Annotated in this window: 22 protein-coding genes and 2 tRNA genes; 14 read left to right on the plus strand and 10 right to left on the minus strand. The window is 27.5% G+C overall.

The annotated features are described in order from the left end of the window. Positions 1–46: 46 nt before the first annotated feature. A complete protein-coding gene (locus H0H71_RS01315; protein WP_185856408.1) occupies positions 47–316 on the plus strand; it encodes a YtxH domain-containing protein in 270 nt (89 codons plus the stop codon). A 392-nt stretch (positions 317–708) separates the two neighbouring features. Next, positions 709–1,464, plus strand: coding sequence for a 23S rRNA (guanosine(2251)-2'-O)-methyltransferase RlmB (rlmB, locus tag H0H71_RS01320; protein WP_185856409.1), 756 nt, complete (start codon positions 709–711; stop codon positions 1,462–1,464). Between the two features lie 24 nt (positions 1,465–1,488). Here rlmB and pheS read toward each other — a convergent pair whose 3' ends face one another. Together pheS and H0H71_RS01330 are read right to left on the minus strand one after the other, a co-directional pair. Further along, positions 1,489–2,493 (minus strand): phenylalanine--tRNA ligase subunit alpha, encoded by a 1,005-nt coding sequence (gene pheS, locus H0H71_RS01325; RefSeq protein WP_185856410.1) that lies wholly within the window; start codon positions 2,491–2,493, stop codon positions 1,489–1,491. A 24-nt stretch (positions 2,494–2,517) separates the two neighbouring features. Continuing rightward, positions 2,518–2,898: a hypothetical protein gene (locus tag H0H71_RS01330; RefSeq protein ID WP_185856411.1), complete on the minus strand. Its 381-nt coding sequence runs from the start codon at positions 2,896–2,898 to the stop codon at positions 2,518–2,520. Between the two features lie 17 nt (positions 2,899–2,915). On the opposite strand from H0H71_RS01330, the gene H0H71_RS01335 reads away from it, so the two are divergent. Both H0H71_RS01335 and H0H71_RS01340 read left to right on the plus strand, forming a co-directional pair. Further along, positions 2,916–3,452, plus strand: a complete 537-nt coding sequence (locus tag H0H71_RS01335) for a CvpA family protein (protein WP_185856412.1) — start codon at positions 2,916–2,918, stop codon at positions 3,450–3,452. Then, a complete protein-coding gene (locus H0H71_RS01340; protein ID WP_185856413.1) occupies positions 3,449–4,435 on the plus strand; it encodes a LuxE/PaaK family acyltransferase in 987 nt (328 codons plus the stop codon). Before H0H71_RS01335 ends, H0H71_RS01340 begins: the two co-directional genes overlap by 4 nt. Here the strand turns inward: H0H71_RS01340 and H0H71_RS01345 are convergent. The 3 genes from H0H71_RS01345 to der all read right to left on the minus strand — a co-directional run bounded on the left by H0H71_RS01345 (position 4,421) and on the right by der (position 8,794). Then, complete coding sequence (locus H0H71_RS01345; RefSeq protein WP_185856414.1) at positions 4,421–6,754, minus strand: inorganic phosphate transporter; 2,334 nt, start codon at positions 6,752–6,754, stop codon at positions 4,421–4,423. The two genes, H0H71_RS01340 and H0H71_RS01345, sit on opposite strands and share 15 nt — an antisense overlap. A 77-nt stretch (positions 6,755–6,831) precedes the next feature. Next, entirely contained in the window at positions 6,832–7,422 is a 591-nt protein-coding gene (gene ruvA, locus H0H71_RS01350; protein WP_185856415.1) for a Holliday junction branch migration protein RuvA, read from the minus strand. Positions 7,423–7,456: 34 nt separating this feature from the next. Next, the gene (gene der, locus H0H71_RS01355; RefSeq protein ID WP_185856416.1) at positions 7,457–8,794 is read right to left on the minus strand and encodes a ribosome biogenesis GTPase Der; all 1,338 of its coding nucleotides are present in this window, start codon (positions 8,792–8,794) and stop codon (positions 7,457–7,459) included. A 112-nt stretch (positions 8,795–8,906) separates the two neighbouring features. Here der and trmD point away from each other — a divergent pair, with 112 nt between their 5' ends. After that, on the plus strand, positions 8,907–9,575 hold the full coding sequence (gene trmD / locus H0H71_RS01360) for a tRNA (guanosine(37)-N1)-methyltransferase TrmD (RefSeq protein ID WP_185856417.1): 669 nt from the start codon (positions 8,907–8,909) through the stop codon (positions 9,573–9,575). An 11-nt stretch (positions 9,576–9,586) separates the two neighbouring features. On the opposite strand, the gene argH is transcribed toward trmD, so the two are convergent. Continuing rightward, positions 9,587–10,954 carry an argininosuccinate lyase gene (argH, locus tag H0H71_RS01365; protein WP_185856418.1) on the minus strand — a complete coding sequence of 456 codons (1,368 nt, stop codon included), beginning with the start codon at positions 10,952–10,954 and terminating at the stop codon, positions 9,587–9,589. A 168-nt stretch (positions 10,955–11,122) separates the two neighbouring features. On the opposite strand from argH, the gene gyrB reads away from it, so the two are divergent. Further along, positions 11,123–13,078 carry a DNA topoisomerase (ATP-hydrolyzing) subunit B gene (gyrB, locus tag H0H71_RS01370; protein WP_185856419.1) on the plus strand — a complete coding sequence of 652 codons (1,956 nt, stop codon included), beginning with the start codon at positions 11,123–11,125 and terminating at the stop codon, positions 13,076–13,078. 49 nt (positions 13,079–13,127) lie between these two features. Further along, a complete protein-coding gene (locus tag H0H71_RS01375) occupies positions 13,128–14,012 on the plus strand; it encodes an undecaprenyl-diphosphate phosphatase (protein WP_185856420.1) in 885 nt (294 codons plus the stop codon). Between the two features lie 211 nt (positions 14,013–14,223). Here H0H71_RS01375 and rpsP read toward each other — a convergent pair whose 3' ends face one another. After that, positions 14,224–14,574, minus strand: coding sequence for a 30S ribosomal protein S16 (rpsP, locus tag H0H71_RS01380; RefSeq protein WP_185856421.1), 351 nt, complete (start codon positions 14,572–14,574; stop codon positions 14,224–14,226). Between the two features lie 154 nt (positions 14,575–14,728). Between rpsP and H0H71_RS01385 the strand changes: the two genes are divergently transcribed. From H0H71_RS01385 to H0H71_RS01400, 4 genes are all read left to right on the plus strand, one after another. After that, positions 14,729–14,799: transfer RNA gene (locus H0H71_RS01385), tRNA-Gln, on the plus strand. Positions 14,800–14,862: 63 nt separating this feature from the next. Continuing rightward, positions 14,863–16,266, plus strand: coding sequence for a dicarboxylate/amino acid:cation symporter (locus H0H71_RS01390; RefSeq protein WP_185856422.1), 1,404 nt, complete (start codon positions 14,863–14,865; stop codon positions 16,264–16,266). A gap of 28 nt (positions 16,267–16,294) precedes the next feature. Next, positions 16,295–17,356 carry a diphosphomevalonate/mevalonate 3,5-bisphosphate decarboxylase family protein gene (locus tag H0H71_RS01395; RefSeq protein WP_185856423.1) on the plus strand — a complete coding sequence of 354 codons (1,062 nt, stop codon included), beginning with the start codon at positions 16,295–16,297 and terminating at the stop codon, positions 17,354–17,356. 68 nt (positions 17,357–17,424) lie between these two features. Beyond that, positions 17,425–17,499: transfer RNA gene (locus H0H71_RS01400), tRNA-His, on the plus strand. Positions 17,500–17,504: 5 nt separating this feature from the next. Here the strand turns inward: H0H71_RS01400 and H0H71_RS01405 are convergent. Next, the gene (locus H0H71_RS01405) at positions 17,505–18,698 is read right to left on the minus strand and encodes a pyridoxal phosphate-dependent aminotransferase (RefSeq protein ID WP_185856424.1); all 1,194 of its coding nucleotides are present in this window, start codon (positions 18,696–18,698) and stop codon (positions 17,505–17,507) included. Between the two features lie 97 nt (positions 18,699–18,795). Between H0H71_RS01405 and rsmG the strand changes: the two genes are divergently transcribed. Together rsmG and H0H71_RS01415 are read left to right on the plus strand one after the other, a co-directional pair. Further along, complete coding sequence (rsmG, locus tag H0H71_RS01410) at positions 18,796–19,416, plus strand: 16S rRNA (guanine(527)-N(7))-methyltransferase RsmG (RefSeq protein ID WP_185856425.1); 621 nt, start codon at positions 18,796–18,798, stop codon at positions 19,414–19,416. A gap of 30 nt (positions 19,417–19,446) precedes the next feature. Further along, positions 19,447–20,421: an amidohydrolase family protein gene (locus tag H0H71_RS01415; RefSeq protein WP_185856426.1), complete on the plus strand. Its 975-nt coding sequence runs from the start codon at positions 19,447–19,449 to the stop codon at positions 20,419–20,421. A gap of 1 nt (position 20,422) precedes the next feature. Here H0H71_RS01415 and lysS read toward each other — a convergent pair whose 3' ends face one another. Then, a complete protein-coding gene (gene lysS, locus H0H71_RS01420) occupies positions 20,423–21,916 on the minus strand; it encodes a lysine--tRNA ligase (protein ID WP_185856427.1) in 1,494 nt (497 codons plus the stop codon). A 113-nt stretch (positions 21,917–22,029) separates the two neighbouring features. Between lysS and lipB the strand changes: the two genes are divergently transcribed. Continuing rightward, the gene (gene lipB, locus H0H71_RS01425; protein ID WP_185856428.1) at positions 22,030–22,722 is read left to right on the plus strand and encodes a lipoyl(octanoyl) transferase LipB; all 693 of its coding nucleotides are present in this window, start codon (positions 22,030–22,032) and stop codon (positions 22,720–22,722) included. On the opposite strand, the gene mtaB is transcribed toward lipB, so the two are convergent. After that, on the minus strand, positions 22,719–24,077 hold the full coding sequence (mtaB, locus tag H0H71_RS01430) for a tRNA (N(6)-L-threonylcarbamoyladenosine(37)-C(2))-methylthiotransferase MtaB (protein ID WP_185856429.1): 1,359 nt from the start codon (positions 24,075–24,077) through the stop codon (positions 22,719–22,721). The genes lipB and mtaB overlap by 4 nt on opposite strands. Positions 24,078–24,080: the final 3 nt, after the last annotated feature.

Genomic DNA, 24,080 nt, shown 5'->3' on the forward strand with positions numbered 1-24,080 from the left:
ATATTGTATGATTAAATTTATCTATTATTATAAAATAAAATTCTTTATGAAAAGAGTAGGAAGTTTTTTTGGAGGTGTCATCTTAGGAACAATTGCAGGGTTAGTTGTAGGAATTCTGTTATCTACAAAAAAAAAAAAGGAGTCTAAAATAAAAAATATACTAGGAAAAAAAACTGAAGAATTGAAAGAAAATTTGCAAGAAATAAGTCAAAAAATAGGAAAAAAAGTCCACCAAATAAAATCTGATTTTGAAAAAAAATGGAACAAAAATAAAATAGATAAAATGGATCAAGTAGAAAATGAATTGGGGACTTAATTCAGTGAGTTTATTTTATTTTTCTAATTAATGTTGTTCTTCTTTATTTTTATTAAAAATTTTTTCAATAGGAAGTTAGTATGTTTTAAAAATGAAGTCATGAAACTATTAATTTCCATCATGACAGAATTTTTTTTGAATTTTATTTTTCTTATATTTTTCATAATGATCTTTTTTTCAGGGAGTCTTTCTTTGTCGTTTTTTTTATCCTATTATTTTAATAATTATGTTTTAGGATTTGGAATCCTCACTCTTTTATATCTTATTCTTTTCTTTTTTGTATTTTTTTTCTGTAAAAATGTTATCCGTATTTTTATCAAAAATTTATTTAACAAATCAATATTTAGAATTTTTGATAAAAAAAAACAAAAGTAAAAGTTTTCCCTCATGTCATGAATAAATCAGAAGTTGTTTATGGAATTCATCCTTTGATAGAAGCAATTCAATCCAAAAAAACTATCAGAAAACTATTTATTCAAAAAGGAAAAAAACAAAAGTCTAATGTATATAGGAAGTTAATCAATCTTTACCAAAAAAAAAATATTCCAATTCAAATTGTTCCAAAACAAAAGTTTCATCAATTAAAAAACAAAAATCATCAAGGAGTTTTTGGGATCCTATCCCCAGTAGTTACCTATCATATAGAAGATCTACTTCCTATTTTCTATGAAAATAGAAAAAACCCACTATTGCTCATTTTAGATCGTATTACGGATGTAAGAAATTTTGGATCTATAATTCGTACGGCAGCATGTGTAGGAACAGATGCGATCATCATTCCAAGAAAAAATACCGCATTGATAGGATCTGATTCTATAAAAACTTCTTCAGGGGCTTTATTTAAAGTTCCAATATGTCAAGAAAAAAATATTCAAAAAACGATAGAATATTTAATTTCATACGGTTTAAAAATTGTTTCTGCTACAGAAGAAAAATCAAGTATATTATGGTATAATGTTGATTTTTCAGGCCCTACTGCAATAATACTAGGAAATGAAGAAAATGGAATTTCCTCAAAATATTTAGAACTTTCTTCAGAAAAAGCAAAAATTCCATCATCAAAAATAAAAGGAGTTTCATCTTTAAATGTTTCTGTAGCTTGTGGGATCATTTTATATGAAGTCTTTAGACAAAGAACATCAACATAACAAAAACAAACACATAAAAAACAACTAAAAATCATTTTTAAATTGTTTTAAAAAACAAATGTCATTTTCAAAATAAGTTCGAATATCATTAATTTTATAGATTAGGTGTGCAAGTCTCTCTATGCCCATTCCAAAAGCAAATCCTGAATAAATTTCTGAGTCAATGTTCACATTTTTCAAAACTTGTGGATCTATCATTCCACAACCCATTATTTCTAACCATCCTGCGTTATAATCATCACAATATATATCCACTTCAGCACTAGGTTCTGTAAATGGAAAATACGAAGGACGAAATCGTATTTTTGCTTTTTCTCCAAAAAGAGAGTTTATTAAATATTGAATGATTTTTTTTAGATCTAAGAAGGATACTTTTTTATCTATATAAAATCCTTCTGCTTGGTGAAACATAAAATTTGAACGTGATGAAATTGTTTCATTTCTATATACTTTTCCTATGGATAAAACACGAAAAGGAGGATTATGTTTTTTCATATATCGTATTTGCACAGAGGACGTATGTGTCCGTAACAAAATGTCAGGATTTTTGTATAAAAAAAATGTATCCTGCATATCCCTAGATGGATGATCTATAGGGATATTTAGAGCTGTAAAATTATGCCAGTCATTTTCTATTTCGGGCCCCTCAACATAAGAAAAACCAATCATTTTTAAAATATCTAAAATCCTATTTTTTACAATAGATATGGGATGTAGAGATCCTATTTCTATAGATTTTCCTGGAATTGTAGGATCGAATTTGTATTTGTAATGTTTTTCACCTTTTATGAAATTTTTTTTGTGAAAAATTTGTATTTTATCCTGAACATTTTTTTTTAACTCATTGAGAATTTTTCCAATATTTTTTCTTTTTTTATCTGGAATTTTTTTTAATTTTTTAAATAAAAAAGTTAAAATCCCTTTCTTCTTCCCAAGAAATTTAATTCTAAAAAATTCTAAATCTTCATATGTTTTAGCATGAAAACTCTTTATTTCCACTCTTATTTTTTCAATTTCGTTTTTATCCATAAAACAATTCAATCAATAATTCAATTATATCTCAAGTATTTTTTCATCACTCATATAACGAATGATAGCTTTTTTCAGAAAAAAAGATTGTTCTTCATTTTTTAAAAAAAATGGAAGATTTTTGATCAATAAATAATGAGGCCATCCTTCCCTATCTTTTCCAATAAAAACGTAATATCCAAAAGGTTCTAAAATTCTACAGATTGCAATATGCAAAATATTTATTTTATCTTCTCTATTCAAAAATCTATTTTTACCTTTGCCGAGTTCTTGAATTCCTATCAAGTAAATAATTCCAATGAGATCAATTTTTCCCTCTATGAAAAAATGATTTCGTATATATAAAATGACCTGATTCCAATTGAAATGAAATTGTTGTATTTGTATTATAAATTCTTTTTTCATTTTATTATTTATTAATTATGATGGGCTCAGATATAATAATTATAATTATAGTTTTATATGGTGGATATAAAGGATTTCGAAAAGGTTTTCTTTCTCAGTTATTTTTATTTATGATATTTTTTATTCTGATATACAAAGGAATAGAGTTATTCCATTTTTCTTCAAATTTATTAATAAAAAAAGTTCATATAAAAAATGAAGAACCTTTTTTGACAATATATTCTCTCATAATATCGTTTTTGATTTTAGCTTTTATAGCTTTTGTAACAAAAAAAATCATAAAATTTTTTTTAATCATTACATGGATAAATCCTATTGACAAATGGTTAGGGGGAATATTAGGAATGATAAAATATTTTTTTTACCTATCAATATGTCTTTTTTTTCTTAAAGAAGCAAATAAAAAAATAGATTTTATTCCTGGTCATTTTTTAAAAAATTCTTTTGAAAAAGAATTTCAATATCTTTTCTCTATCCATCAGAAAGGACCACTCTTTTTTTTTAGGAAATTAGAAGAATTATACTTTTTATTTTCAAAAATCATAAAAAAATGAATTTTAAAAAAAATATTTTTTCTATAGACTCAAAAAAAGAATTTGAGTATTTAACTTTTAAGATATTTCATTATCAAATAAAAAATAACGAAATCTATAGAAATTATATTCGATTATTAAAAATTGATCCATTTCGTATTAAGACGATTTCTGAAATTCCTTTTTTACCTATTTCCTTTTTTAAAACACATTGTATTTGGAGTAGTAAAAAAAAAAGTATCCCAGAAATTATTTTCAAGAGTACTGGGACTACAGGAATCAAAAGCAGGCATTACATAGCAGATTTATTAATCTATATTAATAGCATTTGTAAAGGATTTGAATACTTTTATGGATCAATAGAAACATTCAAATTTTTAGCATTGTTTCCAAATAATAGAAAAAATGATTCTTCCTTAATTTATATGATGAAATATTTGATACAAAAAACATATAAAAATGGAAGTCGTTTTCTTTCTTATAAAGATAGGATTTCTATGAAGGAAGAGAAAAAAAATATTTTAATTTTTGGACTCAGTTTTTCTTTATTAGATTTTATAGAAAAAAACAAAGATCCTATTATAGGATATGAGAAAGAAAAAAATATTATTATTATGGAAACAGGAGGAATGAAGGGGAAAAGAAAAGAAATAATTCGAGAAGAATTACACCATCTTTTAAAAAAAGGTTTTTGTGTAAAAAATATTCACTCGGAATATGGAATGACAGAATTGCTTTCTCAAGCATATGCAAAAAAAAACGGAATTTTTAGATGTCCTCCTTGGATGAAAATATACATAAGAGATTCGGAAGATCCTCTTATCCATAGAGAAGAAAATAATAATAAAATAGGCGGAATTGATATTATTGATTTATCAAATTATTTATCTTGTTCTTTTATTTCTACCAGTGATTTAGGAAAGAAAATCAATGATGAAGAATTTGAAGTGTTAGGAAGAATGGATTTTTCAGATATACGAGGATGTAATCTAATGAGTTTTTAATTCAAAAAAAAAGATAGAAAAAACGTCTTTTTTTGGATTAAAACTAGAACTAGAAGAATAACTATTGTATAGTACAATAATATCTTCTATATTTTCTGTAACCTTTTTTGATTGTAAAAGAATATCTAACATTAATAGAGTGTTTTTCGTCCCATATTTTTGATGAATGATTCCCATGACCTGTTGGTTGATTTGTTGCTCTATTTTTTTAAGAATTTTAATTTTTGTATGATTTTCATGTTTATGACTACTATATGTTCTATTTCTATTCTCATCTATTGTTATTTTTTTTATAATGTTAAAATGCTCAATCATAAGACGTTCAAGTATCATTAAATTTTTCTTTTGCTGATATTTTAAAGGCTTATGACTATTCATCATATGAAAGAAGGTTCTATTAGTAATAATCTCCGCAGATTCAATAATTTCTTTAGTTTTGTTATAAATATGAATATAAAGGATTCCCGCATTTGGATCTCTGTTTCTCGTTTTTCTAATTATTCTAATTAAAGAATTATGTACAATCGAAAAATTTTCTTTTACTTTTAAAAGAATTTTCTTGCTATTTTGGAATTTTTTTAACTTTCCTTGAGTAATTCCTTCTATGCTAGATTTATAAATATTTTCTACTGATTCAAGAATTGGTTCTAAAAAAGAAGAAGTTTTTTTAAAAGTTTTTACTAGAGTCAAATCCTCTGTTTCTGTTTCAAAAATGTTTCTTTTATCTTCTTGCTTTATTTGATGATAGCTTTTATAGCTTTTGTAAAAAACAAATCCAATTAAAACAAGAAAAAATAGAAGGGCCCATTCTTTTAAAAAATACAGAAAATAGGACGCCATTCCTGCCATGATAAAGGCTATTAATCCTGTTAAAAACCATCCTCTTATAACTTTTAAAACTCCTGACACTCTATAAACTGCACTTTCTCTATCCCAAGCTCTATCTGAAAGAGAAGTTCCCATAGAAACCATAAAAGTGACGAAAGTTGTAGATAAAGGAAGTTTTTGAACAGTTGCTATAGAGATTAATATACTAGATATGGTTAAATTAGCAGATGCTCTAACTAAATCGAAAGCAATATTTTCATCTTCTTGTTTTTTATTTTGCTTAAAATTTTTTTCTATTCTAACTAAAAATCTTTTTGGAAATAATTTAAAAAAATTGTTTCCTAAATATAAAAAAAATCGAACAATTCCTCTAGAAAAAGAATTTGATAAAAATTTTTCAGTTCCTTCATTTTGTCTACTTAAATTAATTTCAGTACTGGTGATTTTTTTTGTTTTATTTGAAAACCAGAGAGTTAATATCATAATTATTCCTGAAAAAATCAAAAATAAAGATGGAACCTGTACGTTACCAGATAAACTTTTCATATTGAATTTTTCCGCAAGTGGGCTTCCTGCTTCTTTCCATATATTATAAGATTGTATACTAGCTATAGGAATTCCTATAAAATTGACTAAATCATTTCCAGAAAACGCCATTGCCAATGAAAATGTTCCATATAATACTACAAATTTTAAGATATTATATCCTAAAGAAACAAATAGATTGGCTACAATAATCCATGTAAAAAATAATACAAATAAGAAAACAAAAAAATTATTATGAATCCATTTAATAAAATGTTGTATAAATAAGGAAAATTCTCCTGAAAAATTATCCAAAGTGAATCCTTGTAAGGTACTATGTAGTCCTTTTACAATAAGAAAATAAGTCATACTACTCAATGAAATAGCGGCCCATATCACTACATATTTCAATCTATTTTTATATTCAAAACTTAATAAAAATCGTATAAAATAGTGAAGAAAAGCGCCAGATGCAAAAGAAATTATAATAGATAAAAAAATTCCTATACTGATTGTCAATGTTTTTTCTGCTTTAATATATTGACTTAAATGATGAATCGGTTCATCATTGTAATACATTTTTATCATGGAAATACTAAATGCACCTCCTAATAAACAAAATACCATAGATACTGTTGTGGAAGTAGGCAATCCCAATGTGTTAAAAACATCCAATAAAATAATATCGGAGATCATAACAGATAAGAAAATGAAAATAAGATCAGAAAAATAAAAATAAGATGGATCAAAAACTCCTTTTCTTGCGACTTCCATCATTCCACTTGATAAAAAAGAACCCAATAAAATTCCTAAGCTAGAAAAAATCATGATAGTTTTTCTAGAAGCAACTTGAGATCCAATAGCGGAATTTAAAAAATTTACCGCATCATTTATCAAGCCCACAATAAGATCGAAAATAGATAAAACAAAAAGGACCACTATAATTGAGGGATAAAAAAGTTTCATAACATAAAGAGGTCAGTATTTATTATTAATTAATCAATTTCAACATTTTCAACATTTAGAAATTTTATTCTATGATCTTACAATTTTTTTAAAGATTCTTTTATGAGATTTTCTACAGAAAATTCTGGATTTTTCTCTAAAATTTCATCCAAAACTTTATTGGACTCTTTAGGAGAAAAACCAAGTACGTTCAAAGCACTTAAAGCTTCTTTTTTTAGAGAAGGGAAGTTTTCTTTTTTAACAGAGTTGTCTTTTCCTGTTTTATGAGGAATTTTATCTTTAAGTTCAATTATAATTCTTTTCGCTGTTTTTATCCCAATTCCTTTAACTTTATGAAATGTTTCTATATCTTCTTTATATATGGATTTTTCTATTTCATATGGAGTTAAGGAAGACAATAAAATTATAGCAGAATTTGGCCCTATTCCGTTTACAGAAATTAAATAAGAAAATATTTTTCTCTCTATTTTATCAAAAAAACCATACAAAACATGTTGATTTTCTTTTATAAAAAGATAAGTATATATATGTATTTTTTTTCCTTCTTTTTCGAATAAAGAAGAATAGGTATACGAAGATATATGAACATAATATCCTATACCATGACAATCTATTATTAAATAAGATTGATTTTTTTCTATTAATTTTCCTCTTAAATGTGTTATCACCGAAAAAAAGGATTTTTCATAAAAAATTATACAATTATTTTTTTCTAAAAAAAATTTGGATAGGAATTCCTCTGAAATCGAAGTGCCCCCGGAGTTTTTTTTCAATAAATCTTTTATAAGATTCTTTGATATACTGAGGAAAATTAGAAAAAAAAATAAATTTTGGCGTATATGTATGGAGTTGAGTACAATACTTTATGGTAATCAACTTTTTTTTTACAGAAGGTGGGGGAGTATTTCGCATAATAGGTAACATCACTCTGTTTAAGAGATTTGTTTTTAATCTATTTTTACGTATTTTAATAATTTGATAAGCTTTTGGAATAATCTTGTTTATTCCTGTTTTATTTTTAGCAGAAATAAAAAAAATAGGAACATTATCAAAGGGGGCAATCTTTTTTCGAATAAAAATTTCGTAATCTTTCTGTGCTTTAGTAGAATTTCTTAACAAATCCCATTTGTTCATAAGAATTATGATGCCTTTATAATTTCTTTCGACTAATCTAAAAAGATTCGTATCCTGTGCTTCCCATCCACGAACCGCGTCAACCATTAAAATACAAATATCTGTGTATTCAATTGTTTTTATCGTTTTCATAGTAGAATAAAATTCAAGACTTTCACTAATCTTTGATTTTTTTCTAACTCCCGGAGTATCAACTAAAATACATTTATATCCCCATTTTTTGTATAAAACTTCTAAACTATCTCTCGTGGTTCCAGAAATATTCGTTACAATATGATGGTTTCTTTCTAAAAAAGAGTTGATTAACGTAGATTTTCCTACATTTGGCCGACCGATAATAGAAAAATTTGGGATTTCCTCTTTTTCATCCATTCTAATTTTTTTTTTCATTGTTTTGAAAATTTCTACTATTTTATCTAATAATTCACCAGTACCGCTTCCATTTTTAGCAGATATATAGTAGTAGTTTCGAAATCCTAATAGAAAAAAATCTGTATCGGAATACATGTATTTTCCATTATCTACTTTATTTACGACTAACAAAATAGTTTTTTGAAACTTTCTTAAAAGTAGAGAAATTTCTCTATCCGTATCTAAAATATCCGATTGTATATCTACTAAAAATAAAATGATATCCGATTCTTTAACAGAAATTAAAATTCTATTTTGAATTTCTGTTTCAATCAAATTGTTCCTCCCTTTCTCTTTAGGAGAATATCCTCCTGTATCTACTATAGAAAACGGAATTCCATTCCATTCAGAATTTCCATAAATCCGATCTCTTGTTACCCCGCTTGTTTCATGAAAAACAGCTTTTTTTCGTCCTACAATACGGTTAAATAGCGTAGATTTTCCTACATTTGGCCGACCGATAATAGAAACTATGTTGGAGCTACTCAGACTCATACTTACTCATTTTCAGAAAATTATTTATCTAAAGGTAGATTTTTTTTTCTTTGCATAGATTCTTAGTATTAGTAAAAGTTATATTATATATATATTCTGAATAAAATAAATCATGCGTTTCGATATTGTTAGTGTTATTCCTGAAATTCTAAATGGCCCGTTCTCCAATTCTATTTTAAAAAAAGCTATAAATAAAGGATTAATTGAAATTAATGTTCATGATTTAAAAAAATATGGAATCGGAAAACGTAAAAAGGTGGATGATTCCCCTTATGGGGGTGGAGGGGGGATGGTCATTAGAATAGAACCTGTCTATCAGTGTTTTTCCAAACTTTTATCAGAGAGAAATTATGATGAGAAAATTTTTATGACTCCTGATGGAAAAGTCTTTTCACAAAAAGATGCTCATGAATTAACTCAAAAAAAAAATATTCTTATTCTTTGTGGACGTTACAAAGGAATTGATCAGAGAATTAGAGATCACTTAATTTCCAAAGAAATATCTATTGGACATTATGTTTTATCTGGAGGAGAACTTGCGGCAGCTGTAATAGTAGAGTCGATAGCAAGACTATTACCAGGAGTTGTAAATAATATGGATTCTATTCTTACGGATTCTTTTCAAAAAACAACCCCTCCATCTCCTATTTATACTCGTCCAATGATCTATAAAGGCTGGAAAGTTCCAAAAATTCTTTTGTCTGGACATCATAAAAAAATAAAAGATTGGAAACATAAAAAATCCTTGCAGGAATTTAAGAAAACGTCAATAAAATATTGATTCATTTCAGTTCAACTGAACTGAATTTTTCCATAAACTAATCGTTCAATAACTTTATTAATTTTTTCAAAATCAAATTCTTTAATAACATTTTGCATCATTTCTCTAATTTCTTGATTACACAAGTTCCCTATACTTCCTTCGTGAGAATGAGAAAAAACATTTTTTGTTAATGGGGCGAAACATCCTGTTTGGATATCCAATCCTACTTTTTTATAAGCTTCTCTAAAAGGGACCCCTTTTTTTACTAGTTTATTGACAGTTTCTACACTGAATAAATATTTATACTTCTCTTCTTTAAGAATATCATTTCTCACAATAATATTATTTAACATATACTGAAATATAGAAAAACAATTTTTTAATTCATCAAAAACAGGAAGAAATCTTTCTTTAATAATTTGAAAATCTCTATGATATCCTGAACACAAATTGGAACAAATCAAAGAAATTTCATTTGGCAAGGAAGAAATTCTATTGCATTTTGCTCTTATGATCTCAAAAACATCTGGGTTTTTTTTATGAGGCATGATGCTAGATCCGGTAGTAAGATGGTCAGGAAAACTAATAAAATTGAAATTCTGATTTAAATACAAACAAATATCTTGAGACATTTTACTCAAAGTTCTTGCTAAAGAAGAAAGTGATTCTGTGACTATTCTTTCCATTTTACCACGTCCCATTTGAGCATACACAACGTTATAATTCAAATGGTCGAATCCTAATAATTCCGTGGTCATTTTACGATTTAAAGGAAAAGAGGATCCGTACCCTGCTGCTGATCCTAAAGGGTTTTTGTTGGTGATCCGATAAGCTGTACGAATTAATAACAGATCATCTATCAAACTTTCTGCATAAGCAGAGAACCAAAGTCCAAAAGAAGAAGGCATAGCTATTTGATAATGAGTATAACCAGGAATTAATACATTTTTATATTGTTCACTTAATTTTAATAAGACATCAAAAAAAGAAGATACTATTAATACAATTTCCTTGATTTGTTCTCTAACAAAGAGTTTCAAATCTACTAATATTTGATCATTTCTAGATCTCCCACTGTGAATTTTTTTTCCTATTTCTCCTAAACGATCAGTTAATAATAGTTCTATTTGAGAATGAATATCTTCTATTCCTTCATCTATTCTAAAATTTTTTGTTAAGATTTCGTTTATGTAAATATTTCGTAATTCTTTAATTAAAATTTCTAAATCATTTTTATTTAATAATCCAATATTTTCTAACATAATCACATGTGCGATAGTTCCTATCACATCATGTGGAGCTAAAAGGAGATCTAATTCAGAATCCTTTCCTGAAGTAAAATATTCTATTTCTTTATTAATATTCTTAAAAAGATTATTTTTTTCCCAAATTTTCACGTGATAACATTTTTTATATTTTTTCTATCTTAGTGAGAAAAAATTTTTTTATCTCTCTTGTCGTACGATTTTTATTTCTCACTAAGGGAAATGGGCGAGTTGGATATAAAACTATAAATTTTTATGGAAATAGTAAAAATTTCCTAAAAAAAATAAAATTCATGGATTATGAATATAAAACATAATAAAAATACAGATTATACGGCAGATAGTATACAATCTCTAGAAGGAATTGAGCACATCAGACTGAGACCTTCTATGTATATTGGAGACGTAGGAATTAGAGGGTTGCATCATTTAGTCTTTGAAGTAATAGATAATTCCGTTGATGAAGCATTAGCAGGTTTTTGTAATAAAATATGGGTTAAGATTCATAAAGATGGATTTGTGACAGTATTAGATAATGGTCGGGGAATTCCAATAGATCTTCATAAAAAAGAAGGCAAGTCAGCTCTTGAAGTGGTCATGACGAAAGTTGGTGCAGGTGGGAAATTTGATAAAAATTCCTATAAAGTTTCTGGAGGATTGCATGGAGTAGGAATTTCTTGTGTTAATGCTTTATCCAGTAATTTGATAGTTACAATCTATAGAAATGGAAAAATCTATCAGCAGGAATATTTTAAAGGAAAACCTCTTTATGAGGTTAAAAATTTAGGTGGTACCAATAATAATATGCAAGGAACAAAAATTCATTATCTAGCTGACAGCTCTATTTTTAGTTCTATTATATATAATTATGACATATTGTCTACACGTTTGAAAGAATTATCTTTTTTAAATAAAGGACTTCACTTATTTTTAAGTGACGAAAGAAATAATAATTCTAAAAGAGAATATTTTTTTTCTAAAAATGGCTTGAAAGAATATCTTCCTATTCTGGATAAAAATCAAGAATCATTAACAAATGATATTTTTTTTACTACTGAAGGAGAAAGAGAAAATATTTTTTTAGAAGTCGCTATGCGATATAATACTTCTTTAAAAGAAAGAATTTATTCTTATGTGAATAATATCAATACTTTCGAAGGGGGGACGCATCTTTCTGGATTTAGAAGAGCCTTAACTAGAACGTTTAAAAAATATGTAGAAGGATATGGGGTGTCTTTTTCCAATAAAGAGAAAATAGAATTTACGGGAGATGATTTCAGAGAAGGAATTACAGCTATTCTCTCTGTTAGAGTTATGGATCCTCAATTTGAGGGACAAACTAAAACAAAATTAAGCAACTATGAAGTAGGAGGAATTGTAGAAAAAATTGTAGGGGAAAGATTAAACGCTTATTTAGAAGAACATCCTGTAGATAGAAAAAAAATTCTTGACAAGGTGATATTAGCGGCTAAAGCACGACAAGCGGCTAAAAAAGCCAGAGAATTAATACAAAAAAAGAATCCATTCAACAATAATAATTGTATTTTACCTGGAAAATTAGCAGATTGTTCTTTCAACAATCCAGAAACTTGTGAAATTTATTTGGTAGAAGGAGACTCTGCAGGTGGTACAGCTAAACAAGGTAGAGATAGAAATTTTCAAGCTATTTTACCTTTACGAGGAAAAATACTAAACGTAGAAAAAGCAATACAGTATAAAATATTTGAAAATGAAGAAATAAGAAACATATTTACTTCTTTAGGAGTTTCTATTGGAACAGAAGAAGATCAAAAAATTTTAAATGTAAAAAAACTGAGATACAATAAAATTATTATTATGACTGATGCTGATATAGATGGAAGTCATATTTCTACTTTGATTTTAACATTATTCTTTCGTTATATGAAACCTTTGATAGAACAAGGACATATCTATATTGCTACTCCTCCACTTTATTTAATAAAAAAAAGAAATCACTCTCAATATGCTTGGAGTGATCAAGAAAGAGAAACCATTCTCAAAAAATTAGGAGGAAGAAAACATGTGAATATACAACGTTATAAAGGATTAGGAGAAATGAATGCAGAACAACTTTGGGAAACTACTATGAATCCAAAAAAAAGAACTTTACGAAAAGTTCATATAGAAAACCATTTGGAAGCCGATAAAATATTCTCCATTCTTATGGGGGATGAAGTCCCTCCACGTAGAAATTTCATAGAAACAAATGCAACATATGCAAAAATTGATGTTTAATAAAATTAGTTTTAACTAACTTCTGTAAAAGTGTAAGATAGAAAATTTAATGAATTATATTCAATCAATCCTATTAGGAATTATTGAAGGAATTACAGAGTTTTTTCCTATTTCTTCAACAGGACACATGATCATTGCCGCTTCTATAATGGGGATTTTGGAAAAAAAAATAACTAAATTATTTCTAGTAACTGTTCAGTTTGGAGCTGTTTTATCTGTATTTGTTTTATATAGGAAACAGTTTTTTTTTCAAAAATTGGATTTTTATCTAAAAATTTTAATAGCTAGTTTTCCCATAGGATTCTTTGGTTTATTACTAAGGAATCATAATTTGTTTTTAGAAAACATTCCAATAGTCGCCATATCCCTTCTGATCGGGGGGATAATTCTTCTAAAAGTAGAAAATTTTTATGAAAAAAAAACTCCTAATAATAGGAGTAGTCGGATCACTTATTCTAAAGCTTTCATAATTGGATTATGTCAATGTATGGCTCTTATTCCAGGAGTATCTAGGAGTGCTGCAACGATAGTTGCTTGTATGTTACAAAATATTAATAGAAGAAAGTCTATTGAATTTTCTTTTTTTTTATCCGTCCCTGTTATTAGTATGGCAACATGTAAAAAATTATTTGACTCTTATTCTCAATTTTCTGATTTTCACTTTCCATTCTGGATTCCTAAATTTTATAGGTTTTTTACAGGAAAACTTTTTTTGCAAGAAATCGGATTATTAGTTATTGGAAATCTAGTATCTTTTGTAACAGGAATGATAGCTATCAAATGTTTTATAACATATCTGAAAAAAAATAATTTTAAATTATTCGGATATTATAGAATAATTTTGGGGATTTTTTTTATCGTTATTCATTATTTGAACCCATTTGAAAAAAAAGATTTTTTAAAAATTTTTTCAGAATTTAGAAATGTAAAATGATAGATAAATCGTGGGGGGACACTTCTTTTGAAACTTTAAAAAAATTCTTCAAAAATAAGTTTTTTTTTACAAAAATAGAAGTATTCATTGTTTTTTAGGGGTTTGTGTTCTTTAGATCCTTTTGCAATGCAAGAGGATATTTTTCTATTATTCTGAATAAGACTAAGGAACTAAAAGTTTCAAAGTAGATAAAGTAGATGGGGTGTTCATGTTATGATGGATGAACTTTATTATATTTTTTGTTCCATATTTGGAATTTCTTATGTGCTTCTTCGTCAGTAAAAACACCTTTTTTCACTCCTTCTAATAAATGTTTTTTGAGTAATACGCCGTTTTTAGAAAAAATAGATTTTACCGTTTCTGTAGGTTGTGCCCCTTTCATCAACCATGAAACTGCATTTTGCATCTTTAATACTGTTGAAGGAGGATCCGTATGAGGATTATAAATTCCTAGTTTTTCTATAAATTTTCCGTCTCTTGGAGAACGAGAATCAGCGACAACTATATGATAAATAGGTTTATGTTTTTTACCAATTCTTTTTAAACGTATTTTAACAGACATAGTTTTGATTTTTAATCAAAATTATAGTTTTTTTATCATAAATATTCTTTTCCAAACAAAATACATCTATCTATCTGATTCTCTTTTATTCAAAAAAAATTATTATAATGTTTTTGAAAAAAAATGGTATATTATATTTACATTTTTCATATTTAGACCCGTTGTGTAACGGTAGCACAGCAGATTTTGGTTCTGTTAGTTGGGGTTCGAGTCCCTACGGGTCTGTTGCTGTGTTTTTTTTTTATAAGAAAAAACATACTTTTTCTGAGATATGTTGAATTTTACAAAATGAGTATTGGAATGAAAGTAAAAAAAGAAAAGATTTTACTAATAGCATTTTTCAGTGTTTTAGTATATGTTTTTATACATTTATTGAAATCCTTTTTGGAATTGGATAAATTTACTCTTTGCATATTAAGATATTTTGTCATATCTCTTTTTATGTTGTATGCTTTTCTGAAAAAGGACTTAACGACTTGGATTTTGTTATCCATCATTATAGGAATAGAAGTTGGAATAGATTTTCCAAAAATAGCTGTAGAACTGAGATTTTTGTCTCAAATTTTTTTGAGGATGATCAAAACAATTATAGCCCCAATTTTATTTTCAACTTTAGTAGTTGGAATAGCAAGTCATTCAAATATTAAACAATTAGGAAGTATGGGATGGAAATCCCTTCTTTATTTCGAAATAGTTACAACTCTTGCATTATTTATTGGTCTTATTGCAATTAATGTCTCTCAAGCTGGAGTAGGAATTGTAATTCCATCAGGAATCACTGAACAACAATTGCCTAAAGTAGAAAGTAAAACGTGGCAGGAGACTATTCTTCATGTGTTTCCAGAAAATTTTATTAAATCAATATATCATGGAGATGTATTGCCTATTGTAGTGTTTTCCGTCATATTTGGAATCTCTATGGTTTTCTTGGATGAAAAAAAACGGACCCCGATATTACTCTTTGCAGAGAGTCTTTCTGAAATCATGTTTAAATTTACTAAGATTATTATGTATTTTGCCCCTATAGGAGTAGGATCTGCTATTGCTTATACAGTGGGACATATGGGATTGGATATATTATATAATCTTTTTCAATTATTATTAACACTTTATATAGCTTTATTTATTTTTTTGATGTTTGTTTTATTTCCCATTCTTTTATGGATCAAAGTTCCTTTAAGAGGGTTCATTAAAGCATTAACTGAACCTGTATCACTAGCATTTGCGACTACAAGTTCAGAATCCGCTTTACCTCTTCTTATGGAAAATTTAGAAAAATTAGGTGTTCCAAGAAAAATTATTGCTTTTGTTATTCCTACAGGATATAGTTTTAATTTAGATGGAACGACTCTTTATCTCTCTTTAGCGACTGTATTTGTAGCACAAGCTTCTGGAATTCCTTTAAGTTTTGGTAAGCAAATAATTATAGGATTAACGTTAATTTTAACGAGTAAAGGTGTTGCGGGAGTTCCTAGAGCGTCTTTAGTCATTTTATTAGCAACTGTTGCATCTTTTGGATTGCCTACTTGGCCTATTTTAGCGATTATAGGAATAGATGAATTAATGGATATGGCTAGAACAACCGTAAATGTTATAGGAAATGGATTGGCGAGTTGTGTAATCGCTCGTTCAGAAGGAGAATTAGACGATAAAAAAATGTTAGATTATATAAAAAAACGTGATAAAGATTGAATCTCGTTTTTAATTCATAATTTTTGTTTTGGATCAGTTTTTTTATTATAGGAAAAAGAAATATTCTATAAATTCAAATGGAGTCTTCACAAAAAAAAGTTTTTCCAATATTGCTTTAATAAAATATTGGGGAAAACAAAAGAATAGAATTCAAATTCCATTGAATTCGTCTATCAGTTATTCCCTTGAAAACGTTTACACGGTAACACGATTGATTTACCATCTTAAAGAAAAAAAAAGAAATTTCTCTGTAAGAGTTTTTCTTTCTGGAAAAGAAAAAACTAGTTTTATTCCAAAAATTTTAGAATTTTTTCATAGAATTTCATTTTATTGTTCTTATTTACGAGATTTTAATTTTGTTATAGAAACAGAAAATACTTTTCCACACAGTAGTGGAATTGCTTCTTCTGCTTCCTCTATGAGTTCTTTAGCTTTATGTATCATGGAAATAGAAAAAAAATTAGTTCCTTCTTTGAAGGAAGATTTTTTTTTTAAAAAAGCTTCTTTTTTAGCTAGATTAGGATCCGGTAGTGCTTGTAGATCTATTTATCCTGGACTTGTAGTTTGGGGGGGGCATAAATCTATAAAAGGAAGTAATAATCTTTATGCGATCCCCTATCCCTATCAAGTACATCCCATTTTTACAAAAATGGGAGATACTATTTTAGTAATAGATGAAACCCCTAAACAAATATCTAGTTCAAAAGGACATCAATTAATGAATTGTAATCCCTATGCTAAAGAGAGATTTAAATGTGCTAATAAAAACATGGATAGACTAATCTCTATCCTAAAAAGAGGAGATTTACAAGATTTTGGAGAATTAATAGAACATGAAGCTTTGAGCCTTCATGCCATGATTATGACCTCATCCCCCTATTTTTTATGTATGAAACCAAATACACTGAACGTTCTTGATAAAGTTTGGGATTTTAGAAAACAAAGCAGAAAAAACATTTATTTTACACTAGATGCAGGCGCCAACGTTCATCTTTTGTATCCTCTTCAAGAGAAAAAATTTATCATGAAATTGATCAATAACGATCTTTCTTCTTACTGTAAAAAAATTATAGAAAGTTTTTGTATTTAATATGTAAAATCATTAATTTTTATTAATTTTAGAAGAATGATCATGATCATTTACGATCAAAATGAATGGTGGGTGTAGCTCAGTTGGGTTAGAGCATCAGATTGTGGTTCTGAGGGTCGCCGGTTCGAATCCGGTCGTCCACCCAAAATTATTTTTTTAATGCTTGTTTGATTCTTGTAAAAGCCTTTATTATTTGATCCTCTGTGGAAGCATAAGAAATACGTAAACTTTCATTATCCCCAAAAGCGCTTCCGCTAACAGTAGCAACTTGAGCTTTTACAAGTAAAAATTCAGATAGTTCATCGGAATTATGAATCTTTTCTCCATTAAATTTCTTACCAAAAAGCTCTGATACATTTGGAAAAACATAAAACGCCCCATCTGGTTGATAGACTTGAAAACCAGGAATTTCTTTCATCATATCCAAAACTAAATTTCTTCTTTTTTTAAATTCCTGTATCATATATTCAATTTTATTTGGTAAAGCTTGTAATGCAGAAATAGCAGCACGTTGTGCAATAGAATTCGCACAAGATGTTGTTTGTCCCTGTATTTTCTCACAAGACTTTGCAATCCATTCTGGTGCACCAACATATCCAATTCTCCATCCAGTCATAGAAAAAGCTTTAGATAATCCGTTAAGTGTAATAACTTGATGATGTAGATCAGGAAATACACCTATACTGGTATGTTTTACAGAGTAACAAATGTGTTCATAAATCTCATCAGAAAGAATGATTATTTCTGAATGTTTCTTAAAAACTTCTACTAAATTTTCTAATTCTTCATAGGAATAAACACTTCCTGTAGGATTGCTGGGAGTACTAAAAATAAATAATTTTGTTTTATTTGTAATAGCTTTTTCTAATTGTTTCGGATTAATTTTAAAATTTTTTTCCATAGTTGTTGGGATGATGATAGGAGAAGCTTCACACAATTTTACCATTTGATAATAACTCACCCAATATGGAGCGGGAATAATGACTTCATCATCTCTATTAAGTAAAGATAAAAGAACATTGATAATAGATTGTTTTCCACCAGTAGAAACAATAATTTGAGACGTTGAATATTTCAATCCATTATCACGTAAGAACTTTTTACAGATTATTTCTCTAAGTTCTAAGTATCCAGATACAGGAGTGTAATAATGATATCCTTCATCAATAGCCTTTTTTGCAGCTTCTAAAATAAAATCAGGGGGTAAAAAGTTTGGTTCTCCCAAACTTAAGTTAATAATGTCGTATCCTTTTTTTTTTAATTCTCTAGCTTTCCCAGACATTGCTAAAGTTTGCGAATAAGATATATTTTGTAAACGACTGGATAAGAATCTATTTTTCATAGAGAGAAAAGATTTGAAATGATTACAAATCTAAATAAATAAATTTGATCGGATTATATATTTATCTTGACTTATTTGGATACAAAATTTTATAATCATGGAATTGGTACAAAAATATTTTCCATATCTATCAGATAAACAAATTGATCAATTATCATCTTTAAAAGAATTATACGCATACTGGAATGCTTATGTAAATATTATTTCTAAAAAAACATTTTCCGATTTTTATCAAAAACATGTTCTTTTTTGTTTAGGAATCGCTAAAGTATTTTCTTTTTTTACTGGATCACGTGTTATGGACTTGGGGACTGGAGGGGGATTTCCAGGGATTCCTCTATCCATAGTTTTTCCTCAAGCAGAATTTATATTAGTTGATTCTATTAGTAAAAAAATAAAAGTTGTAGAAAAAATTATAAAAAGTTTGCATTTAAAAAATGCACATGCTATTTGTATACGTGCAGAAAAATTAGAAAATAGATTTGATTTTTTTGTGAGTAGAGCTGTCGCAAAAACATCAAAAATACATAATTGGATAAAAAATAAATATAGATATAAATCTAACTCAAAAATTCAAAATGGATCCTTATATTTAAAAGGAGGAGAACTTTCTAAAGAATTAAAAGAATTTCCTCATGCTATACAATACCCTCTGTATGATTTCTTTCAAGAACCATTTTTTATCACAAAAAAAGTGATTTGGATTTCAAATCTATAAAATTAATTATCTGTATAAAAACAAATCAATATGAACCCTAAAAAAATTTTTATAGAAAAAATAAAACAAAAAGGAGGATGGGTAAATGCTCATGCTCATTTAGATAGAGCTTATACTTTAACAAAAAAAAATTTTCAATATTCTTACTCTTCTCTTGAAAAAAAATGGTATTTGGTTGATGAAATGAAACGTTTAGCGACAGAAGAAGACATTTATATTCGTATGGAAAAAGCTTTGGAATACTTCTTAAAACAAGGAACACAAGCTTTGTGTACTTTTATTGATGTGGATGAAATTATAGAAGACAGAGCCTTAAAAGCTGCCAAAAAGTTGATAAAAAATTATGGAAATTCTATACAAATTCGTTTTGCTAATCAAGTACTTAAAGGAGTATTGGAGAAAAAATCCAAGTATTGGTTTGATCAATCAATAGAATTTGTGGATATTGTTGGAGGATTACCCGCTAAAGATTCTGGTAGAGAAGACGAACATCTTGATATTTTACTGAAGACAGCTAAAAAAAATGGGAAATTAGTACATGTTCATGTAGATCAATTTAATACTAGTGAAGAAAAAGAAACTGAAAAACTCGCAAAAAAAACAATTGAATATGGAATGCAAGGGAAAGTAGTGGCTATTCATAGTATTTCTTTAGCAGCGCATACTCTAAAATATCGTTATAAAATATACAAATTAATGAAAGAAGCGAATTTAATGGTAATATCTTGCCCTATTGCTTGGATTGATCACACTAGAAGTGAACGGTTAACCCCTACTCATAATTCTATCACTCCAGTAGATGAAATGGTTCCTGAAGGAATCACAGTTGCTTTTGGAACAGATAATATCTGTGATATATACAAACCTTTTTCTGATGGAAATCTTTGGATAGAATTACGTGTGATGTTAGAAGCTTGTCATTATTATGACATAGATCATTTGGTTCAAATTGCTACAGAAAACGGTTTAAGAGTATTAGGATTAGAAAAAAAAAAGGGCAAGTAAATTATTTTTTTGGTTCGGGACGCATTTGAGGAAAAAATAATACTTCTTGAATAGAATTTTGTTTTGTAAGTAACATTACCAGTCTGTCTACTCCAATTCCAATTCCTGCAGTGGGAGGCATTCCAAATTCCAAAGCACGTATAAAATCTTTATCAAGAAACATAGATTCATCTTTATTTTTTTCAGAAAATTTGATTTGTTCTCGAAAACGGGCCAGTTGGTCTATGGGATCATTAAGTTCTGAATAAGAATTAGCAATTTCTTGTCCATTAATAATAAGTTCAAAACGTTCTGACAAATTTTTTTTCCGTCTATGTCTTTTAGTTAAAGGACTCATTTCTAAAGGAAAATCGATAATAAATGTCGGATTGATGTAATGTTTTTCGCATTTTTCTTCAAAAATAGTTTCAATCAATTTTGCTTTACTCATTTTTGAGTTTTCCTCTATTTGCAATTTGTTGCAAACTTTTCTTAATTCATCCTCTTCCATCTCTTTCAGATCAAATCCAGTATGTTTTTTAATAGCGTCCAATATGGGGATTCTTGGAAATGATTTTTGAAAACTAATATTAATGTCTTTTTTTTTTTGCACTTTATTGGAAATACACTTGATCAATTCTTCTGTCAATTTCATCATCCAATAATAATCTTTATAAGCTACATAAAGTTCTAAAACAGTAAATTCAGGATTATGAATTTTATCCATTCCTTCATTTCTGAAATTTTTAGAAAATTCATAGACACCGTGAAATCCACCAATGATAAGTCTTTTTAAATACAGTTCATTAGCAATACGTAAATACAATGGAATTCCAAGTGAATTATGATAGGTTACAAAAGGACGAGCGACAGCTCCTCCAGGAATGGATTGTAAAGTAGGAGTATCCACTTCTATATATCCTTTTTTATCTAGAAAGTTTCTCATTTCCCGTATGATACAAGTTCTTTTAAAAAAAATTTCTTTAACCTGATCATTCACAATAAGATCGACATAACGCATACGATAACGTTGTTCCGGATTGGAAAAAGCATCATGTATTTTTTTCTTCTGATCCACTTTAACTTGTGGCAATGGACGCAAAGATTTAGATAGTAAAGTTAATTTCTGAACATGAATTGTCATTTCATCCATTTTTGTTTTAAATAAAAATCCTTTTACTCCAATAATATCTCCTATATCTAGAAGTTTTTTTAAAAAAATGTCGTAAGAATCCTCCTTACCCATTTTTTCTGAGTCAAAGTTATTTTTAGTAAAATAAATTTGTATCCGACCTGTATGATCTTTAATCTCTCCAAAAGAAGCTTTTCCTAAAATCCGTAAACGGATTAAGCGTCCTGCAATACTTATTGTTTCTTTTTCGACAAATTTTTTTTGTATACTAACAATAGTAGTTGTAATGCAATATTCTTCTGATGGATAAGGGTTGATCCCTAATAATTTGAGTCTCTCTAATTTTTTTCTACGTATAATTTGTTGTTCTGATAAATGAAGCATAGAAATATCCTTGAATTTTTCATGAAGAAAACCGCTTTTTACGAAAGGTACATTTGTTTTTTTTATTATATTAAATTTTTAAAAAATTTCAATCTAATAAAAAATAAAAAATTATGAAAAAAAAAATCCTATTCGAGGATTTAGGAAAAAAAGGATATCAAGAAACTTGGGATTATCAGAAAATTTTATTTGATGATCTCATACAAAAAAAAAAAAATAAATTTTCTAAAAAAAATATTCAAGGATATTTGCTATTTGTAGAACATCCTCATGTATATACTATAGGAAAAAATGGAAAACATAAACATTTATTAGTATCATCAGATTTTTTAAAAAAAATAAACGCATCATTTTATCAAACAGATAGAGGAGGAGATATCACTTACCATGGACCGGGACAGTTAGTAGGATATCCTATTTTAAATATGGATTTTTTTTTTACTGATATTCATAAATATCTACGTTTTTTAGAAGAAGTTATTATTCATTTTTTACTTAAAAATTATGGAATAAAAGGAGAAAGAGAAGAAGGAAAAACGGGAGTTTGGTTAAAAGAAAATGGAAAATCAAAAAAAATATGTGCAATAGGAATTAGAATAAGCCGTTGGGTTACAATGCATGGATTTGCTCTAAATGTGAACACCGATTTACGGTATTTTAATTACATCATTCCTTGTGGAATTGATAATCAAGAAGTGACTTCCTTAAAAAAGGAATTAAAAAAAAAGAATCCTCTTTCCCTTTCAGGGGTAAAACTTTTAGTAAAAAAATCTTTTCAAGAAATTTTTCATGTAGAATTTATTTAAACAAAAACAGATTGAGCAATCATAATCCCATCTTTCTCATCTATTTTTTTTAGAATAACATCTTGTAATGTATTTCTAAATGTTGAAATAAAAGAAATTTTTGTTCTAATATAATTTTCTGTATATCCATACAAATACTCGTTATTTGAATAATTATTTTCAAATAAAACAGTTTTTATTGTATGAATTTGTTTCTCACAAAAAGAACGGTATTTTTTTATTGAAAGAATCTTGAGTGTTTTATTTCGTTTTTTCTGTATTTTTTTAGAGATGTTTTCCTGTTGTATAAGAATGGATTTTGTATTGGGTCTCTGTGAATAAGTAAATATGTGTAAAGATGAAATATCTAGTTTTTTCAAAAAATGATAAGTCTCTAAAAAATGTTTGTGTGTTTCCCCAGGAAATCCAACAATAATATCTGCCCCAATATAAGCATCTGGTATTAAGTCGCGTATTTTTTTCACTTTTTCTTGATAAAGTTCCTTTCTATAACGTCTTTGCATTTTTCCCAATATCTCGTTACTTCCAGACTGTAAAGGAATATGAAAATGAGGTACGAAATGTTTACTTTTTGATAAAAATTCAATACACTCATTTTTTAACAAATTAGGTTCTATTGAAGACAAACGGATTCTTACCATTTCTTCTATTTGATCTATTTCCTGGATTAAATCAAAAAAGGTATATGTATGACGTTCATTCTTAGGAAATATTTTTTTTCCATAGTCCCCAATGTTGACTCCTGTTAACACGATTTCTTTGACTCCTTTTTTTAAAAGGAATCTGATATTTTTCAATATATTTTCTATACTCTCAGAACGAGAAGGCCCTCTAGACATAGGAATGACACAATAACTACACTTGTAATCACATCCATCCTGGATTTTCAAAAAAGAACGAGTTCTCCTATTATTAGGATTAGAAGAATTAGAAAAAGAATACGATGAGAAATAAGAACATGTTTTTTTTGAAAAAAAAATTTTTGCAGGAAAATTTTTTTTGGATAAATCGACTTGATTAAGATAATCTATTATATGGAATTTTTCTTCAGAACCTAACACGAGATCTACCCCACTTATATAAGAGATTTCTTTAGGATGAAGTTGGACATAACATCCTACTGCGATAATAAAAGCTTTTTCGTTTTTTCTCATAGCATAACGGACTATCCTCTTAAATTCAGTATCTGAATTCTTTGTTACACTACAACTATTTATTACATAAATATCTGCAAAACTTTTGAAAGAAACATGTTCATAATTGAAATTAGAAAATTTCCTTGCAATGGAAGAGGTTTCTGCGTAATTCAGTTTACAACCAATTGTATAAAATGCAATTTTTTTTTTAAAAAACATAAA

The organism is Blattabacterium cuenoti (assembly GCF_014251375.1).
In the GTDB taxonomy this organism is placed as follows: Bacteria; Bacteroidota; Bacteroidia; order Flavobacteriales; family Blattabacteriaceae; genus Blattabacterium; species Blattabacterium cuenoti_K.

Coding starts and splice junctions, on each gene's coding strand:
- H0H71_RS01315 (WP_185856408.1), top strand. CDS start 47: ATGAAAAGAGTAGGAAGTTTTTTTGGAGGTGTCATCTTAGGAACAATT.
- rlmB (WP_185856409.1), top strand. CDS start 709: ATGAATAAATCAGAAGTTGTTTATGGAATTCATCCTTTGATAGAAGCA.
- pheS (WP_185856410.1), bottom strand. CDS start 2,493: ATGGATAAAAACGAAATTGAAAAAATAAGAGTGGAAATAAAGAGTTTT.
- H0H71_RS01330 (WP_185856411.1), bottom strand. CDS start 2,898: ATGAAAAAAGAATTTATAATACAAATACAACAATTTCATTTCAATTGG.
- H0H71_RS01335 (WP_185856412.1), top strand. CDS start 2,916: ATGATGGGCTCAGATATAATAATTATAATTATAGTTTTATATGGTGGA.
- H0H71_RS01340 (WP_185856413.1), top strand. CDS start 3,449: ATGAATTTTAAAAAAAATATTTTTTCTATAGACTCAAAAAAAGAATTT.
- H0H71_RS01345 (WP_185856414.1), bottom strand. CDS start 6,754: ATGAAACTTTTTTATCCCTCAATTATAGTGGTCCTTTTTGTTTTATCT.
- der (WP_185856416.1), bottom strand. CDS start 8,794: ATGAGTCTGAGTAGCTCCAACATAGTTTCTATTATCGGTCGGCCAAAT.
- trmD (WP_185856417.1), top strand. CDS start 8,907: ATGCGTTTCGATATTGTTAGTGTTATTCCTGAAATTCTAAATGGCCCG.
- gyrB (WP_185856419.1), top strand. CDS start 11,123: ATGAATATAAAACATAATAAAAATACAGATTATACGGCAGATAGTATA.
- H0H71_RS01375 (WP_185856420.1), top strand. CDS start 13,128: ATGAATTATATTCAATCAATCCTATTAGGAATTATTGAAGGAATTACA.
- rpsP (WP_185856421.1), bottom strand. CDS start 14,574: ATGTCTGTTAAAATACGTTTAAAAAGAATTGGTAAAAAACATAAACCT.
- H0H71_RS01390 (WP_185856422.1), top strand. CDS start 14,863: ATGAGTATTGGAATGAAAGTAAAAAAAGAAAAGATTTTACTAATAGCA.
- H0H71_RS01405 (WP_185856424.1), bottom strand. CDS start 18,698: ATGAAAAATAGATTCTTATCCAGTCGTTTACAAAATATATCTTATTCG.
- rsmG (WP_185856425.1), top strand. CDS start 18,796: ATGGAATTGGTACAAAAATATTTTCCATATCTATCAGATAAACAAATT.
- H0H71_RS01415 (WP_185856426.1), top strand. CDS start 19,447: ATGAACCCTAAAAAAATTTTTATAGAAAAAATAAAACAAAAAGGAGGA.
- lysS (WP_185856427.1), bottom strand. CDS start 21,916: ATGCTTCATTTATCAGAACAACAAATTATACGTAGAAAAAAATTAGAG.
- lipB (WP_185856428.1), top strand. CDS start 22,030: ATGAAAAAAAAAATCCTATTCGAGGATTTAGGAAAAAAAGGATATCAA.
- mtaB (WP_185856429.1), bottom strand. CDS start 24,077: ATGTTTTTTAAAAAAAAAATTGCATTTTATACAATTGGTTGTAAACTG.